Genomic DNA, 15,595 nt, shown 5'->3' with positions numbered 1-15,595 from the left:
AGGCCACCCGGTCAGGGCACGACGACGAGTTTTCCGGCGGCGCGGTCCTCCTCCATGTACCGGTGGGCGGCGGCGATGTCGCCGAGGCGGAAGACCCGGTCGACGTGCGGGTGGTAGGTGCCGGCCTCGACTTCGCCGATGATCCGCTGCAGCAGGTGCGTGCTGCCTTGGCGGTCGTTGCTGTGGAAGGCGGTCAGCTTGGTGCCGGAGGGGATCTTCGCGATGGGCTCGAAGTCCGGGACGATCCAGCCGCTGAGCGAGCCGGCCACGCAGACCGTGCCGCCGCGGCGGACCAGGCGCAGGGAGTCCACCGCCGTGCGGGCGCCGACGAGGTCGAGGACCCAGTCCGGGCCCTCGGGCCACAGCCGCGGCAGGCCGGTCAGCGGGCCGCCGTCGTCGAGGAGCACGTGGCCGGTCAAGGCGGCCGCTTTGCCCGGCCGGCGGGTGGTCGCGGCGACGTCGAGGCCGTGGGCGGTCGCGATGGCGGCGGCGGCCAGCCCGACCGAGGACGTGCCGCCGCGGATCAGCAGCCGTCCGGTGCTGCCCGGGCCGATCCCGAGCGCGTCGAGCGCGCCCTGCGCGGTCAGGTAGGTCTCGGGGAGCGCGGCCAGCACGTCCCAGGGCAGGGTGGTGGTGACCGGCATCAGCAGCGGGTCGGGCAGCAGGGCGTATTCCGCGTAACCGCCGTCGAAGGCGCGGCCCATCTCCCCCATCACCGCCGCGACCGTGGTGCCCTCGGGGATCCGCGGGTCGGTCGAGACGGCGACGGTCCCGACGCATTCGATCCCGAGCACCCGCGGGAAGACGACGTCCGGGGAGTGCCCCTGCCGGGTCCGCAGCTCCGACCGGTTCAGGCCGGCGCCCTTGACCTGAACCAGGCTCCAGCCGTCCCGCACCGCCGGAATCGGCAACTCCCGGATCTCCAGCACTTCCGGGCCACCGGCCCGGGTACACACTGCCGCTCGCATCGTGGTCATGCCTCCACTGTCACCGCCGGATCGGATGGCCGACCACCGGTAGAATGCCAAGTCATGCCCGTAATCCGCCAAGCCGAGCCGACGTCGCGGATCTGGCCGTCCGGTGGGGTGCACCTGTGGCCGCCGGGCGGCACCAGCGAGGCGGCCGCCCACGACCGCGGCCACCTGGTCTACGCGGCCCGGGGCGTGTTGTCGGTGCACACCGAGCGGGGGACGTCGATCGTGCCGGCCAACCGGGTGGCCTGGACGCCGGCCGGGTTCGTCCACCGGCACCGCGCGCACGGCCACACCGACATGCGGATCGTGTTCCTGCCGTCGGCGTCGGCCCGGCTCGTCTCCGGCCGTCCCGCCGTGTTCACCGCTTCGCCTCTCGCCCGCGAGGTGCTGCTCGCGCTCACGGGCCCGCGCGAGTACGACCGGGCCGCGAGTGCGCGCCTGCGCCGGGTCCTGGTGGACGAGCTGCGTGAAGCGCCCGAGCAGCCCCTGCACCTGCCCGAGCCCCGCGACGACCGGTTGCGGGCGATCGCGCGGCAGCTGTACGCCGACCCCGGGGACCCCGCCTCGCTGGCGGAGCTCGGGCAGCGGGTCGGCGCGAGCGCGCGCACGCTCAGCCGGCTGTTCCGGGACGAGCTGGGGATGACGTTCCCCGCGTGGCGCACGCAGGTGCGCATCGGCCACGCGCTGATCCTGCTCGCCGACGGCCACGACACCGCGTCCACGGCCCGGGCGTGCGGCTGGGCGAACCCGAGCCACTTCATCGCGGCGTTCACGGCCGTGGTGGGGACGACACCCGGCCGGCACCGGGCTAACGGGTGAAGGTGGCCCAGTAACGGGCGCCGTCGTGGATGGTTTCCAGGCTGACCAGCCGGACGCCGTCCTGGGCCACGGATTCGACCTCCGCGCGGCTGAACGGCCACGGCGGGCCCTGCCAGTTCGCCATGTCCTGGTTTTCCTCCGCCACCTCGCTGACGAGGGCCGTGCCGCCCGGGGCGAGGAACGAGGCCAGTGACGCCACCGCGGCGGGCCGGAACTCCCGCGGCATGGCCTGGATGTTGATGATCTCCACGACCAGGTCGAACGCGCGGGCCCAGTCGGCCGGCGGGTGCAGCAGGTCCGCCACGACGTAGTCCACGGCGGATTCCGGGAACCGGGCGCGGGCGGCCTCGACCGCGGTCGGGGCGACGTCGAAGGCCGTGACGGCCCAGCCGTGGGCCGCCAGCAGTTCCGCGTCGTCGCCCAGCGCGCTGCCCACCACCAGGGCCCGGCGGCCTTCGCCGGGGCGGACCCAGGCGGCCAGGTCGGGGTTCGGCCTGCCGCGGGTCCACGGGACCTCGGCCTCGCCGCGGGCGGCGGCGGTGTAGAGCCGGTCGAACCAGGCGGTCGGGTCGCCTTCGGCGAGGGAAGCGCGGGCGAGGACGCGGTCGGCGGGTTCGGGTGTCGTCATGATCGTGACGATAGCGAGGCCGCCGGGCCGCGGAGAGGGGATTTCGTGCGGGCGGAAAGCCGCCGTGTTTTCCGCGTTGTCTGATTCCGGCCAGGTTTGGCGAGCGGTCTTGACATCGATGTCACCCGCGCGTTTCCCTTCGGTGGCGCCGCCGGTCCCCGCCTGCGCGGCGCTGCTGAATCCGCCCTCCGAGCTTGGAGCAACGATGCCCCGAAGCGCCAGACCGCCGGTCGCTTTCCTGGTGACCGCCGCTGTGGTCGCCGCCGGCCTGGTCGCCCTCCCCGCGGCCTCGTCCGCCGCCGAAGACGCCCTTCCGCCCGACTTCTCGTCCTCCTTCGAGCCCGGTGACGTCCAGCCGACGTGGACCGACACGGTCGACACCGACGCGGCGGGCAAGCCCCGCGCGTCCGGGATCAACGGCGCGAACGGCACCGCGATCCCCGGCGACATCCGCGGCAAGGTGACCGCAACCAGCGCCACCAGCGAGAACACCGGCGGCGGCGAGGTCGCCGCCAACCTCGTCGACGGCACCACCGACACGAAGTGGCTGTCCTGGGACCCGACGGCCTCGGCGCAGATCACCCTGTCGGAGCCGACGTCGATCACGCACTACGCGATCTCCTCGGCCAACGACTTCGCCGAGCGCGACCCCCGGGACTGGACGCTGCAGGGCTCCAACGACGCGAGCTCGTGGACCGACCTGGACAAGCAGGCCGATCAGGTGTTCACCGAGAGGTTCCAGCAGAAGGACTACAAGCTGGCCGCGCCGACCCCGGCTTACCGGTACTTCCGGCTGGACATCACGCGCAACAACGGCGGCCCGATCCTGCAGCTTTCGGAGCTGCTGCTGGCCAACGACGAGCCCGCGCCGCCGCCGCTGCCGAACATGCGCACCTTCACCGATTCCGGTCCGACCAGCGGCTACACGAACAAGAACCGCGTCGGCTTCACCGGGCTCAAGGCCTTCCGCTACTCCGGCAGCCAGACCCAGGCCCACGGCTTCTCCTACAACAAGGTCTTCGACGTGAACCTCCCCGTCGTGGCCTCGACCGAGCTGTCCTACAAGGTCCAGCCGCAGTTCATCACCGGCGACCTGAAGTACCAGAGCACGAACGTGGCGATCGACCTGGTCTTCACCGACGGCACCCGGCTGCGCGACCTCGGCGCGACCGACCAGTACGGGTTCCCGCTGACGCCGGAGGGCCAGGGCAAGAGCAAGGTCCTCTACACCAACCAGTGGAACCTGGTGCGCTCGGCGATCGGCACGGTGGCCAAGGGCAAGACGATCGACCGGATCCTGGTCGGGTTCGACAACCCGGACGGTCCCGGCTCGCTGCAGGGCTGGCTGGACGACGTGAAGATCTCGGCGACGCCGACGCCGCCGGCCAGCACCCGCCCGACCGACAACGTGCTCACCACGCGCGGCACGATGGCCAACGGCACCTTCTCCCGCGGCAACAACTTCCCCGCCACCGCGGTGCCGCACGGGTTCAACTTCTGGACCCCGGTGACCGACGCGAACGCCGACAACGGCGACGTGCGGTGGATGTACAACTACCACTCCCAGAACAACGAGCAGAACCTGCCGGAGCTGCAGGCGTTCAGCGTCAGCCACGAACCGAGCCCGTGGATGGGCGACCGGCAGACCTTCCAGGTGATGCCGTCGGCGGCCACCGGGGTGCCGGACGCCAACCGCGACGCCCGCGCGCTGGCGTTCAAGCACGACAACGAGACCGCTCGCGCGCACTACTACGGCGTGCAGTTCGAGAACGGGATCAAGACCGAGATCGCCCCGACCGACCACGCGGCGGTGTTCCGGTTCTCCTTCCCGGGCAGTGACTCGAGCCTGATCTTCGACAACTACAAGAACCAGGGCGGGCTGACGCTCGACACCGCGAGCGGCACGCTGTCGGGCTACACCGACGTCAAGAGCGGCCTGTCGGCCGGGGCGGGGCGGATGTTCGTCTACGCCACCTTCGACAAGCCGGTCACCGCGGGCGGGAAGATCACCGGCCAGGGCCGCGACAACGTCACCGGCTACCTGCGGTTCGCCGCCGGCGCGGACAAGACGGTGACCATGCGGATCGCGACGTCGCTGATCAGCGTGGACCAGGCGAAGAAGAACCTGGCCCAGGAGATCGCGCCGAACGCGACCTTCGACACCGTCCGCGACGCCGCCCAGCGGCTGTGGGACGACCAGCTGAAGGTGATCGAGGTCGAGGGCGCGTCGAAGGACCAGCTCACGACGCTGTACTCCAACCTCTACCGGCTGTTCCTCTACCCGAACTCCGGGTTCGAGAACACCGGCACGCCGGAGAAGCCCAAGTACCAGTACGCGAGCTTCGTCTCGCCGAAGGCCGGGGCGGACACCCCGACGCAGACCGGGGCGAAGATCGTCGACGGCCAGACCTACGTCAACAACGGGTTCTGGGACACCTACCGCACGACCTGGCCGGCGTATGCGCTGCTCACGCCGGACATGGCCGGGAAGATGGTCGACGGGTTCGTGCAGCAGTACCGCGACGGCGGCTGGATCTCGCGGTGGTCCTCGCCGGGCTACGCCGACCTGATGACCGGCACCAGCTCGGACGTGGCGTTCGCCGACGCCTACCTCAAGGGCGTGCGCAACTTCGACGTCAAGGCGTCCTACGACGCGGCGCTGAAGAACGCGACGGTGACCCCGCCCAACAACGCGGTCGGCCGCAAGGGCATCGACGAGGGCATCTTCCTCGGCTACTCGCCCAACACGGCCGACCACGGGTTCTCGTGGTCGATCGAGGGGTACGTCAACGACTTCGGCATCGCGAACCTGTCGAAGAAGCTCTACGACGAAGCTCCGGCGAGCGACCCGCGCAAGCAGGAGTACCTGGCGAACTACGAGTACTTCACCAGCCGCGCGCAGCAGTACGTGAACCTGTTCGACCCGAGTGTCGGGTTCTTCCAGGGCCGGGACGCGGCGGGCAAGTTCAGCCGGTCGCCGCAGGACTACGACCCGCGGGTGTGGGGCATCGACTACACCGAGACCAACGGCTGGGGCATGGCGTTCTCCGTGCCGCAGGACGGTCAGGGCCTGGCGAACCTCTACGGCGGCAAGGCCGGCCTGGCGAAGAAGCTGGATGCGTTCTTCGCCGACCAGGAGACCGCGAACTTCCCGGGCTCCTACGGTGGGGTGATCCACGAGATGCGGGAGGCCCGCGACGTCCGGATGGGCCAGCTCGGGCACTCCAACCAGGCCTCGCACCACACGCTCTACATGTACGACTACGCCGGCCAGCCGGCCAAGACGCAGGAGAAGGTCCGTGAGGCGCTCTCGCGGCTCTACACCGGCAGCGAGATCGGCCAGGGCTACGCGGGTGACGAGGACAACGGCGAGCAGTCGGCGTGGTGGACGTTCAGCGCGCTGGGCTTCTACCCGCTGCAGATGGGCAGCCCGAACTACGCGATCGGGTCGCCGCTGTTCAAGAAGGCGACGATCCACCTGGCCGGCGGCAAGGACCTGGTGATCAACGCGCCGAAGAACAGCGCGAAGAACGTCTACGTCCAGGGCGTGAAGGTCAACGGCAAGGCGTACTCCTCGACGTCGCTGCCGCACGACCTGATCGCCCGCGGCGGGGTCATCGACTTCGACATGGGCCCGAACCCGTCGGCGTGGGGCACCGGCCCGGGAGACGCGCCGAAGTCGATCACGACCGGTGACGCCGCTCCGGCGCCGCTGCACGACGAGACCGGCCCGGGCCGGGGGACGCTGTCCACTTCGGACGGCTCGAACGCGGCCGCGCTGGTGGACAACACCTCGCGCACCCAGGCCGCGGTCACCGGGGCCGTGCAGTACCAGCTGAACTCGACCGACGAGGCCGTCACGCACTACACGCTGACGTCCCAGACCGGTGCGGGTGATCCGAAGAGCTGGGTGCTGAAGGGCTCCTACGACGGCAAGACGTGGGCGGTGGCCGACCGGCAGGAGAACCAGGCGTTCAGCTGGCGGCAGCAGACCCGCGCGTTCAAGGTGGCCGACCCGGCGCACTACGCCTACTACCGGCTCGAGGTGACCGCGACCAGCACCGGCGCCCCGGCGCAGCTGGCCGAGTTCGAGCTGCTGGGCAAGCCGGACGCGGCCTGCACGAAGACGATCACGGGTGCTTCGTCCGGCCCGCTGTCGGTTTCGAGCGGGACGGTGTGCCTGGAGAACGCGACGGTGTCCGGCCCGGTCACGGTGAGCGGCGGCGCTTCGCTGATCGTCCGCGGCGGCCAGGTCAAGGGCCCGCTGGCGGCGACGGGTGCGGCTCAGGTGGTGCTGAACCGCACGAAGGTGGCCGGTCCGGTGGCGATCACCGGGGCGACCGGGCCGGTGTCGATCGAGCTGACCGACATCGGCGGGCCGGTGGCGCTGACGGGCAACCACGGGCCGGTGCTGACGTCGAGCACGGTCGGCGGCCCGCTGGCGTGCGCGGTGAACGACCCGGCGCCGACGGATCACGACCTGCCGAACACGGTGCGCGGCCCGGTCGCCGGGCAGTGCGCCAAGATGTAGCCCTTGCGGTAGTGCGGTGAAGGCCATCCCGGTCACTCGGGGTGGCCTTCACTCTTTTCGTCCGGAACCGGGTTGCAGTGAATGACTCATTCCTGACGTCGGACGCCAGGAATGAGTCATTCACTGCACCGCTGGGTCGGGTCGGCGTAGCGGGTGGCGATCGCCGTGGCCCGGTCCCGCAGGGCGGTGCGCAGGGACGGGGGTGCGAGGGCTTCGGCGTCCGTGCCCAGCTGCCACAGCGCCCACTCCGCGTGCCAGGCGTCCTGGTAGGTGACCTCGAACCGCAGCCAGCCGTCGTCCTCGGGCTCCTCGGCGCGGACCGCCACCGCCGTGCCCAGCAGGTCTTCCCTGCGGGCCGGGCGGACCCGGACCCGCGCCGTGACGTGGCCGTCGGCCAGGAAGGCGGCGCAGCGTTGGCGCCAGGTGCGGGCCAGGTCGACCTCGGCCGGCCGCTCGGCCGGTTCGTCCAGCGGCTCGGCGGCGAGGACGCGGGACAGCCGGTAGGTCCGGTCCGCGCCCGCCCTGGTGGCCAGCAGGTAGCCGCGGTCGCGGACGGTGACCAGGCCGATCGGGTCCACCGTGCGCCACCGCGGTTCCTGGCCCGCGGCCGCGTAGTGGATCCGCAGCCGGCGACCGCTCAGGACCGCGCGGCGGACCCCGGCCATGGTCGCCGGGTCGACCTCGTCGATGACGGGACGGCGGGAGAGCAGGTCCGTCTCGGGTTCGACGAGGAACCGCTCGGCCGTGGCCACCTGGGTTTCGGGCAGGGCGTCGGCCACCTTCCGCATCGCCGAGGCCAGCGCCGGGCCGAGGCCGAACGCTCGGCCGGTGGTCAGCAGGGCCAGTGCCTCGTCGTGGTTCAGCCCGGTGAGCTCGGTCCGGAACCCGGGCAGCAGGGCGAACCCGCCGTGCCGGCCGCGTTCGGCGTAGACCGGGACGCCCGCCGCCGACAGCGCGTCGATGTCGCGCAGCACCGTGCGGGTGGACACCTCCAGCTCGCGGGCCAGCGCGTCCGCGGTCAGCCGCCCGCGCCGGCGCAGCAAGAGCACCAGGGACACCAGGCGATCGGCACGCACCCGAAGAACCGTAGCGAATACACGACACAAGATGTCGTGATTGCCCGGAAAGCTCCCCGGCGCAGTACTCGCAACGAACGGAGCTGATGTGGCACTGGAACGAACGGCGGTCAACCCGGTGACGTGGTCGCTGGCGCTGGGCTTCAACCAGGGGGAGGTCGTCTCCGGGCAGACCCGCACCCTGTACTGCTCGGGGCAGACGTCGATGGACGCCGAGGGCAAGCCCCGGCACGAAGGGGACATCGCCGCCCAGCTCGCGTTGAGCGTGGACAACCTGGAGGCCGTGCTCGCCGAGGCCGGCATGTCCCTGGCGAACCTGGTCCGGCTCACCGTCTACACCACCGACGTCGACGGGCTGTTCCCGCACTACGGCGTGCTGGCGGCGCGGCTGGGCGCGGCCGGGGTGGCTCCGGCCACCACGATGCTCGGGGTGAGCAGGCTGGCGATCCCGGGCCAGCTGGTCGAGCTGGAGGGCACCGCCGTCGCCTGATGAGGACACTGCTGCCCGCACCCCGGCGCGGGCAGCAGTGTTTCAGCACGCTGGGCGGTTCGGCGGCGGTTACGGTGGGCGCATGTCCGACGCCGTGTTCTTCTCGTCCTTCGAAACCGGTGACCCGCAGCCGGCGGATCCCGGCCTGCAGGTCGGCGGCGGCCCGGACCGCTCCCCCACGGCCAGGACCGGCGCCGGCTTCACCGGCACGCGCGCCCTGCGCTACACCGCACGGCCCCGGGCCGTCCTGTTCGAACTCGACGTCCCCGTCACCGGCCGCACCGAGCTGTCCTATGTGGTCTTCCCGGTGGCCGACGGCGACATCCCCGCCTACCACGCCACCCGCGTCAGCCTCGACGTCGAGTTCGCCGACGGCACCGGCGCCGGGTTCGACCCGGTGGACGACAAGACGCTGTGGGTGGACCAGTGGAACCCCGTCCGCCGTCCGCTGGGGACGTTCGCCGGGCGCCGGATCGCCCGGATCGTGCTGCGCACCGACGCGCCGGGGGAGATCACCGGCTGGCTCGACGACGTCCGGATCGCCGAACGCCCCGAACCGCCGCGCGACGCGATCGACTGCGTCCGCACCACCCGCGGCACCCACTCCAGCGACCAGTTCTCCCGCGGCAACAACATCCCCGCGACGGCGGTGCCGCACGGGTTCAACTTCTGGACCCCGGTCACCGACGCCGGCGTCACCAACTGGCTGTACTCCTACCACCGCCACAACGACGAGCAGAACCGGCCCGCGCTGCAGGCCTTCGCGCTGTCGCACCAGCCGAGCCCGTGGATGGGCGACCGGCACACCTTCCACCTCGTGCCCGGCACCGGCCCGGTCGAACGCGACCGCCGCAAGCGCGCCCTGGCCTTCTCCCACGACGACGAGACCGACTCGCCGCACCACTACGGCGTCCGGTTCGCCAACGGGATGACCGCCGACCTCGCACCCACCTCGCACGCGGCGATCATGCGGTTCACCTTCCCCACCAAGCACGGCTGGCTGCTGTTCGACAACGTCCGCAACCGCGGCCGGCTGCGCATCAACGCCGACACCGGCGTGATCACCGGCTACACGAGCGTCCGCAGCCGGCTGTCGGCCGGCGCCCGCCGGATGTTCGTCTACGCCGTGACCGACGCCCCGGCCACCCGCGGCGCCAAACTCCGCTTCCCGCCGTGGCGGCGGGTCTCGGGGTACTTCGAGTTCGACGGCCCCGACGTCACGCTGCGGATCGCCACGTCGCTGATCAGCCTGGCCCAGGCCAAGCGCAACCTCGAGCTCGAGGTCCCGGCCGGGTCGACGGTCGAGCAGGTGGCCGCGCAGGCCAGGCGGCGGTGGCAGGAGGAGCTGGGCCGGGTCGAGGTCGAAGGCGCCACCGAGGACCAGCGGACCACGCTGTACTCCAACCTCTACCGGCTGTTCCTGTACCCGAACGAGGCGCACGAGAACACGCCGAAGGGCATCCGGCACGCCAGCCCGGTCGTGCGCCGGTGGTGGCCCAGCACCCGCCGGCGGACCGGGGCGAAGGTCGTCGACGGCGAGCTGTACGTCAACAACGGCTTCTGGGACACCTACCGCACCACCTGGCCGGCCTACGCGCTGCTCACCCCGGAACGCTGCGGGCGGATGATCGACGGCTTCGTCCAGCAGTACCGCGAAGGCGGCTGGATCGCCCGCTGGTCCTCCCCCGGGTACGCGGACCTGATGACCGGGACCAGCTCGGACGTCGCCTTCGCCGACGCCTACCTCAAGGGCGTCCGCGGCTTCGACGTCGAGGCCGCCTTCGACGCCGGGCTGAAGAACGCCACGGTGACGCCGCCGCGCCGGGCGGTCGGCCGCAAGGGCCTCGAGGAGTCGATCTTCCTGCACTACACGCCGGTGTCGGTCCACGAAGGACTGTCCTGGGCCCTGGAAGGCTGCATCAACGACTTCGGCCTGGCCAACCTCGCGGAGGCACTTTCACGGGAAAGTGCCGGAGCGCGGGCGCGGAGGTACGCCGACTACGCGGCCTACTTCCGCGAACGCGCGAAGCACTACGTCCACCACTTCGACCCGGAGATCGGCTTCTTCCAGGGCCGCCACCGCGACGGCCGCCGCAAGTTCGGCCCCGAGGGCTACGACCCGGCCGCCTGGGGCGGCGACTTCGTCGAGACCAACGCCTGGAACACCGCCTTCACCGCCCCGCACGACGGCCCGGGCCTGGCCGCCCTCCACGGTGGCACCGCGGGACTGGAAGCCAAGCTCGACACCTTCTTCGCCACACCGGAGACCGGCCGCCGTCCCGGCGCGTACGGCGGCCTGATCCACGAGATGACCGAGGCCCGCGACGTCCGGATGGGCCAGTACGGCCACTCCAACCAGCCCTCCCACCACATCCCCTACGTCTACAACCTCGCCGGCGCACCCGCGAAGACCCAGGCCGTCGTGCGGGAGGTGCTGCGGCGGCTCTACCTCGGCAGCGAGATCGGCCAGGGCTACCCCGGCGACGAGGACAACGGCGAAATGTCCGCCTGGTACGTCTTCAGCGCCCTCGGCTTCTACCCCCTCGCCGTCGGCAGCCCGCGCTACGCCCTCGGCTCGCCGCTGTTCGAGAAGGCGACCGTGCACCTGGGCGGGGGCAAGAAGCTGGTCGTCCACGCGCCCGGCAACACCGAGGACACGGTGTATGTCCGCGGGCTCACGGTCAACGGCGAACCGCACGAAGACACGTCCATCGCGCACGCCATCCTGGCCGCCGGCGCCGAGCTCGTGTTCGACCTGGGCACCGAACCGGCCGGCTGGGGCGCCCCGCCGCCCCCGGCCGAGCACCCGGCACCGGTCACCGACCTCACCGGCACCGCGACCAGCTCCGACGGCACCAAGGTGGCCGCGCTGTTCGACGACACCACCCGCACCCAGGTCACCTTCCGCAGCGCCACCCCGGAGATCGAATTCACCGTCACCGGCGAACCCCGGGAAGTCACCATGTACACGCTGACGTCCGGCGCCCGCGGTGGCGACGCGAGCGCGTGGGTGCTGGAAGGCTCCGACGACGGCGCCGAGTGGATCACGCTGGACGAACGCGACGGCGAGCTGTTCCGCTGGCGGTGCCAGACCCGCCCGTTCGTCCTCGCCACCCCGGCCGCGCACGCCCGCTACCGGCTGCGGATCACCGCCACCCGCGGCCGCCGCGCCACCCTCGCCCAATGGGAGCTCCTCGCCCGATGAACCGGTTCTGCACCGCCGCTCTCGACCGGCTCGTCGCGGCCGACCCCGGCCTGGTCCGGTTGCGCCTGGCCGGCTCCGCCGTGCTCGGCATCGTGCTCGCCGTCGCCGCGCTGCTGCCCGCGCACGTCCCGCTCACCGTCACCCTGGTCGGCGCCATCGCCGCGATGATGACGGCGTTCACCGTCAACGACCCCACCCCCGGCGGCCAGGGCGTCACCCTCGTCCTGGCCTTCCTCACCGGGGCCGCGTCGATCACCGTGGCCAGCCTCGGTTCGGCCCTGCCACCGGTCGACAGCATCGTGTTCGTCCTGCTGATCTTCGTCGCCGTCTACGCCCAGCGCTTCGGCGCGCGCGGCACCGCGCTCGGCTCGATCGCCTTCTTCCTGTTCTTCTTCCCGATGTTCCTGCAGGCCCACGTCAAGCAGGTCCCGCAGCTGCTGATGGCCCTCGGTGTCGGCGTCCTCGCCAACGCCGTCGTCCGGTTCGTCCTGCTGCGGCACAACGCCGAAGCCGAGTTCCTGCGCGTGCGCCGCGCCTTCCGCGCCCGCCTCGGCGCCGTCGTCCGCGCCACCGAGGCCTACCTCGCGGTCAACGGCAGTGAGCGCACCCGCAAGCAGCTGCGCTCGGCGCTGGCCCGGCTGCACGAATGCGTGCTGCTCATCGAGGACGCCGCCCCCGACGTCGTCGACGCCCGCGCCGCCGACGTGCTGCGCCGCCGCGCCATCGAGGTCGAGCTCGCCGTCGGCTGGCTGGCCAGCACCGTCCAGCGCACCTGCTCCGACGAACTGACCGCCGAGGTCCGCGACGACCTCATCGCCCGGCTCGCCCGCTTCCGGGCCCTCATGGAACGCGACCCGCGGGAACTGCCGCTGATCAGCGAAACCGGCGAGTACAGCCGGATGCTCGTCGAAGGCAGCCGCATCGACTCCCACGCCGCCCCCGGCGACGGCGTCCGCAAAGCCTTGGCCGAACTGGCACTGGCCGACGACCGTGCCCAGCGCGCCGCCGCCCCGGAAGCCACCGCGGACCCGCTCACCGACGACGAAGACGACGAACCGGCGCCGAAGTTCGCCTACGACAACCGGACCCGCAGCGCGATCCAGGCCGTCGTCGGCGGCGGGCTCGCCGTGCTCGGCGGCGAACTCGTCTCCCACCAGCGCTGGTACTGGGCCGTGCTCACCGTGTTCGTGGTGTTCATCGGCGCCTCCAGCGCCGGCGCCACCTTCGTCAAGGGCGTCCGCCGCCTCGGCGGCACCCTGATCGGCATCGTCGGCGGCGTCCTGCTCGCACTTCTGGTCGGCGGCAATACCGCCGCCACCCTCGGCCTCATCCTCGTGTGCGTGTTCGGGATGGTCTACACCGCGCGGGTGTCCCAGGTGGTGATGGCCTTCTTCGTCACCAGCATGCTCGGCCTGCTCTACAGCCTGCTCGGCACGTTCAGCCTCGAAGTGCTGTGGATCCGCGTCGCCGAGACCGCCGTCGGCGCCGCGGCCGGGATCCTCGCCGCGGTCGTCATCGTCCCGGTGCGCACCCGCTCGGTCATGCTCGACGACGTCGGCGAAGTGCTCGACGACCTCGAAGAGTTCTTGGAGCACACCCGCGGCCTGCTCGCCGGCGAGGAGAACGTCAACATCATCGAGCTGTCCCGCGACCTCGACCGCAGCGTCGAACAGGTTCGCACCACCATCGAACCGCTGACCCACCCGGTGAACCTCCGCAGTGCCCGCCGCGACTACGGCTGGCACGTGCTCACCACCCTGGAAACCATCGCCTTCCGCGCCCGCCACGTCGCCGCGCGCGCCCAGCCCGGCCAGCTCACCGGCCTCGACGCCGACCGGCTCGGGCAGTTCACCGGACGGCTGCTGGCCAACATCGACGTGCTCCGCAAAGCGCTGAACGCCCCGGGTGGCCCCACACCCGGCACGCTCGTGCGCGACGACGGCACTCCCGTCTCCGACCGCGTCGAAGCGGCCGAAACCCGGGCCGTGCTGTCCAGCCTCAGCCACCTCGACGAGGCCCTCGTCTCCCTCGGCCGCGTCTTCGGCGTCGAAGCCACCGATCCCCGGGCCCCGGCGAAGGCCTGACCGGGGCGGCGCAGCTTCTCGGGCCGCGCCGCCCCTCTGGACCTCCGGTCACCCGGAGCCGATCACGGACAGGCGAGCCACGCGAAGTGGTACACCGTGGTGATGCTGCCGTCGGTCGAGTCCATGGTGACGTAGCTCGTCGTCTTCTTCGGATCCGACGTCCCGGCTGCGGCCCGCAATTCCGTGTTGATGTTCAGGTTGCGTTCCTCGCCGCACGGCTTGAAGACGATGGCCCCGACCTCGGTCGAATCGGTGAAATGCCAGTCGTCCTCGAACGGCCCCGCCAACGGGTGCTGGATGTACGCCGTCGGAGAATTACCCTGGAAATAGTAGTTGGCTCTTTCCAGGCCGGTCGCGCCCTTTTCCAGGTGCGCGAACCCGCGGTAGTCCGCCTGCGCGATTCCGTAGGTGAACCCCTGCGGCACGTGCACCCGCAGGCCGATCTGGCAGTTCTTCCGGGCGTCCAGCGGCCCGGCACCGACCCCGACCAACGCCGTGTAGGCGCTGTAGGTCACGGTGAACGCCGTGTTGTCCTGCGAAACGGCGACCGCGGACGTGCCCGTCGGACAGCCGGTGCCGATGGCGTTGACGACGTCGATGACGATTTTGTCGGGCGGCGGAGGGGTGTTCCACGAATGCGGGGATACCACAGAAGACAGCGCCATTACGGCAGCAACGACCGCAGACAGCATCGGAATCCTTCCCAATACATTCAAATTGGGGACGGGGGCCGGACCATGGTAGCGGAAGGATCATGGAAGCAAACCCCGCTGAACGGAGCAACGCTGGTCGCTCGTCCCACCAAGCGGCATTGCTCACGTTTCGACAATTTTCGTAAACGCCATTCAGTGGCCGCGAATAAATGCGCGGAGAAAACGATTTCGCACCCCCGCTCCCCCGGCCCCCGCCCGCGATCACCCGCGTGACGTCCGGCTCAGGCGATCAGCGCGGCCGCCCGGCCCAGCGTCCGCACCCGCGCCACCGGCCACGGCCCGGCCGTGATCACCACCGCGTGGTCGATGCCCCACCCGGTGAACTCCGCGCACCGCCGCACCAACGACTCCGCCGGCTCACCGGGCGCCAGCCGGGTGCTGATCGTCTTCTCGATCTCCCCGTACGGCCGGCCCACCTCCTCGCAGTGCCGCCGCAGAACCGCGAGCTTGTGCCGCACCGTCTGCCCGCCGTCCGGGATGTCGAACACGTTGCACGCGTCGGCGTACCGCGCCACCAGCCGCAGCGTCCGCCGCTCACCCGCCCCGCCGACCAGGATCGGCGGCCGCCGCACCGGCCGCGGGTTCCCGACCGGACGCTCGAGCCGGTAGTGCTCGCCCTCGAACGGCGACTCGTCACCCGCCCACATCCGCAACGCCAGCCGCACGGTCTCCTCCACCCGCGCGAACCGCTCGGCCACCGGCGGGAACGGCAGGCCCATCGCCCGCGCCTCACCGTCGTGGTGCCCGGCCCCGATGCCGAACCGCGCCCGCCCGCCGGACAGGACGTCCAGCGTGGTGACCGCCTTGACCAGCACCGCCGGCGGCCGGAACGTCACCGCCGACACCATCGTGCCCAGCCCGATCCGGCTGGTCCGCCCGGCCAGGAAACCCAGCGTCGTGCAGGCCTCCAGCATCGCCGAGTCCGGCGTGCTGTTCGGGTCGGCCTGCAGCAGGTGGTCGGCCACCCACAGCGTGTCCAGCCCGGCGTCCTCGGCCGCCACCGCGACGGCGCCGAGCTGCCCGGTCAGGTCGTCCGGCCACGAGAAGTCCGTGACCCCGATGCTCACCCGCACGA

General features: G+C 71.5%; 10 protein-coding genes. 5 read left to right on the top strand and 5 right to left on the bottom strand.

Translation table 11 applies throughout. The features are described from left to right. Nucleotides 1–11 precede the first annotated feature (11 nt). Nucleotides 12–977, bottom strand: a complete 966-nt coding sequence (locus IE317_RS00535; RefSeq protein ID WP_191306018.1) for a zinc-binding dehydrogenase — start codon at nucleotides 975–977, stop codon at nucleotides 12–14. Nucleotides 978–1,031: 54 nt separating this feature from the next. Here IE317_RS00535 and IE317_RS00530 point away from each other — a divergent pair, with 54 nt between their 5' ends. Then, nucleotides 1,032–1,793 carry a helix-turn-helix transcriptional regulator gene (locus tag IE317_RS00530; RefSeq protein ID WP_191306017.1) on the top strand — a complete coding sequence of 254 codons (762 nt, stop codon included), beginning with the start codon at nucleotides 1,032–1,034 and terminating at the stop codon, nucleotides 1,791–1,793. On the opposite strand, the gene IE317_RS00525 is transcribed toward IE317_RS00530, so the two are convergent. Then, nucleotides 1,783–2,421: a class I SAM-dependent methyltransferase gene (locus IE317_RS00525; RefSeq protein WP_191306016.1), complete on the bottom strand. Its 639-nt coding sequence runs from the start codon at nucleotides 2,419–2,421 to the stop codon at nucleotides 1,783–1,785. The genes IE317_RS00530 and IE317_RS00525 overlap by 11 nt on opposite strands. 205 nt (nucleotides 2,422–2,626) lie before the next feature. Here IE317_RS00525 and IE317_RS00520 point away from each other — a divergent pair, with 205 nt between their 5' ends. Then, nucleotides 2,627–6,952: a GH92 family glycosyl hydrolase gene (locus tag IE317_RS00520; protein WP_191306015.1), complete on the top strand. Its 4,326-nt coding sequence runs from the start codon at nucleotides 2,627–2,629 to the stop codon at nucleotides 6,950–6,952. Between the two features lie 116 nt (nucleotides 6,953–7,068). Here IE317_RS00520 and IE317_RS00515 read toward each other — a convergent pair whose 3' ends face one another. Next, entirely contained in the window at nucleotides 7,069–8,028 is a 960-nt protein-coding gene (locus IE317_RS00515; protein WP_191306014.1) for a helix-turn-helix transcriptional regulator, read from the bottom strand. 94 nt (nucleotides 8,029–8,122) lie between these two features. On the opposite strand from IE317_RS00515, the gene IE317_RS00510 reads away from it, so the two are divergent. From IE317_RS00510 to IE317_RS00500, 3 genes are all read left to right on the top strand, one after another. Next, the gene (locus tag IE317_RS00510; RefSeq protein WP_191306368.1) at nucleotides 8,123–8,518 is read left to right on the top strand and encodes a RidA family protein; all 396 of its coding nucleotides are present in this window, start codon (nucleotides 8,123–8,125) and stop codon (nucleotides 8,516–8,518) included. Between the two features lie 82 nt (nucleotides 8,519–8,600). Next, a complete protein-coding gene (locus tag IE317_RS00505) occupies nucleotides 8,601–11,723 on the top strand; it encodes a GH92 family glycosyl hydrolase (protein ID WP_191306013.1) in 3,123 nt (1,040 codons plus the stop codon). Then, nucleotides 11,720–13,807 (top strand): FUSC family protein, encoded by a 2,088-nt coding sequence (locus IE317_RS00500; protein ID WP_191306367.1) that lies wholly within the window; start codon nucleotides 11,720–11,722, stop codon nucleotides 13,805–13,807. The genes IE317_RS00505 and IE317_RS00500 overlap by 4 nt, the downstream gene beginning before the upstream one ends. Before the next feature lie 62 nt (nucleotides 13,808–13,869). On the opposite strand, the gene IE317_RS00495 is transcribed toward IE317_RS00500, so the two are convergent. Continuing rightward, entirely contained in the window at nucleotides 13,870–14,472 is a 603-nt protein-coding gene (locus IE317_RS00495; protein WP_229902390.1) for a DUF4360 domain-containing protein, read from the bottom strand. Between the two features lie 269 nt (nucleotides 14,473–14,741). Next, nucleotides 14,742–15,593, bottom strand: coding sequence for an LLM class F420-dependent oxidoreductase (locus IE317_RS00490; protein ID WP_191306011.1), 852 nt, complete (start codon nucleotides 15,591–15,593; stop codon nucleotides 14,742–14,744). Between the last annotated feature and the right edge of the window lie 2 nt (nucleotides 15,594–15,595).

It is taken from the genome of Amycolatopsis bullii (assembly GCF_014654205.1).
Lineage (GTDB): Bacteria > Actinomycetota > Actinomycetes > Mycobacteriales > Pseudonocardiaceae > Amycolatopsis > Amycolatopsis plumensis.
This window is presented reverse-complemented; position numbering and strand designations above follow the sequence as displayed.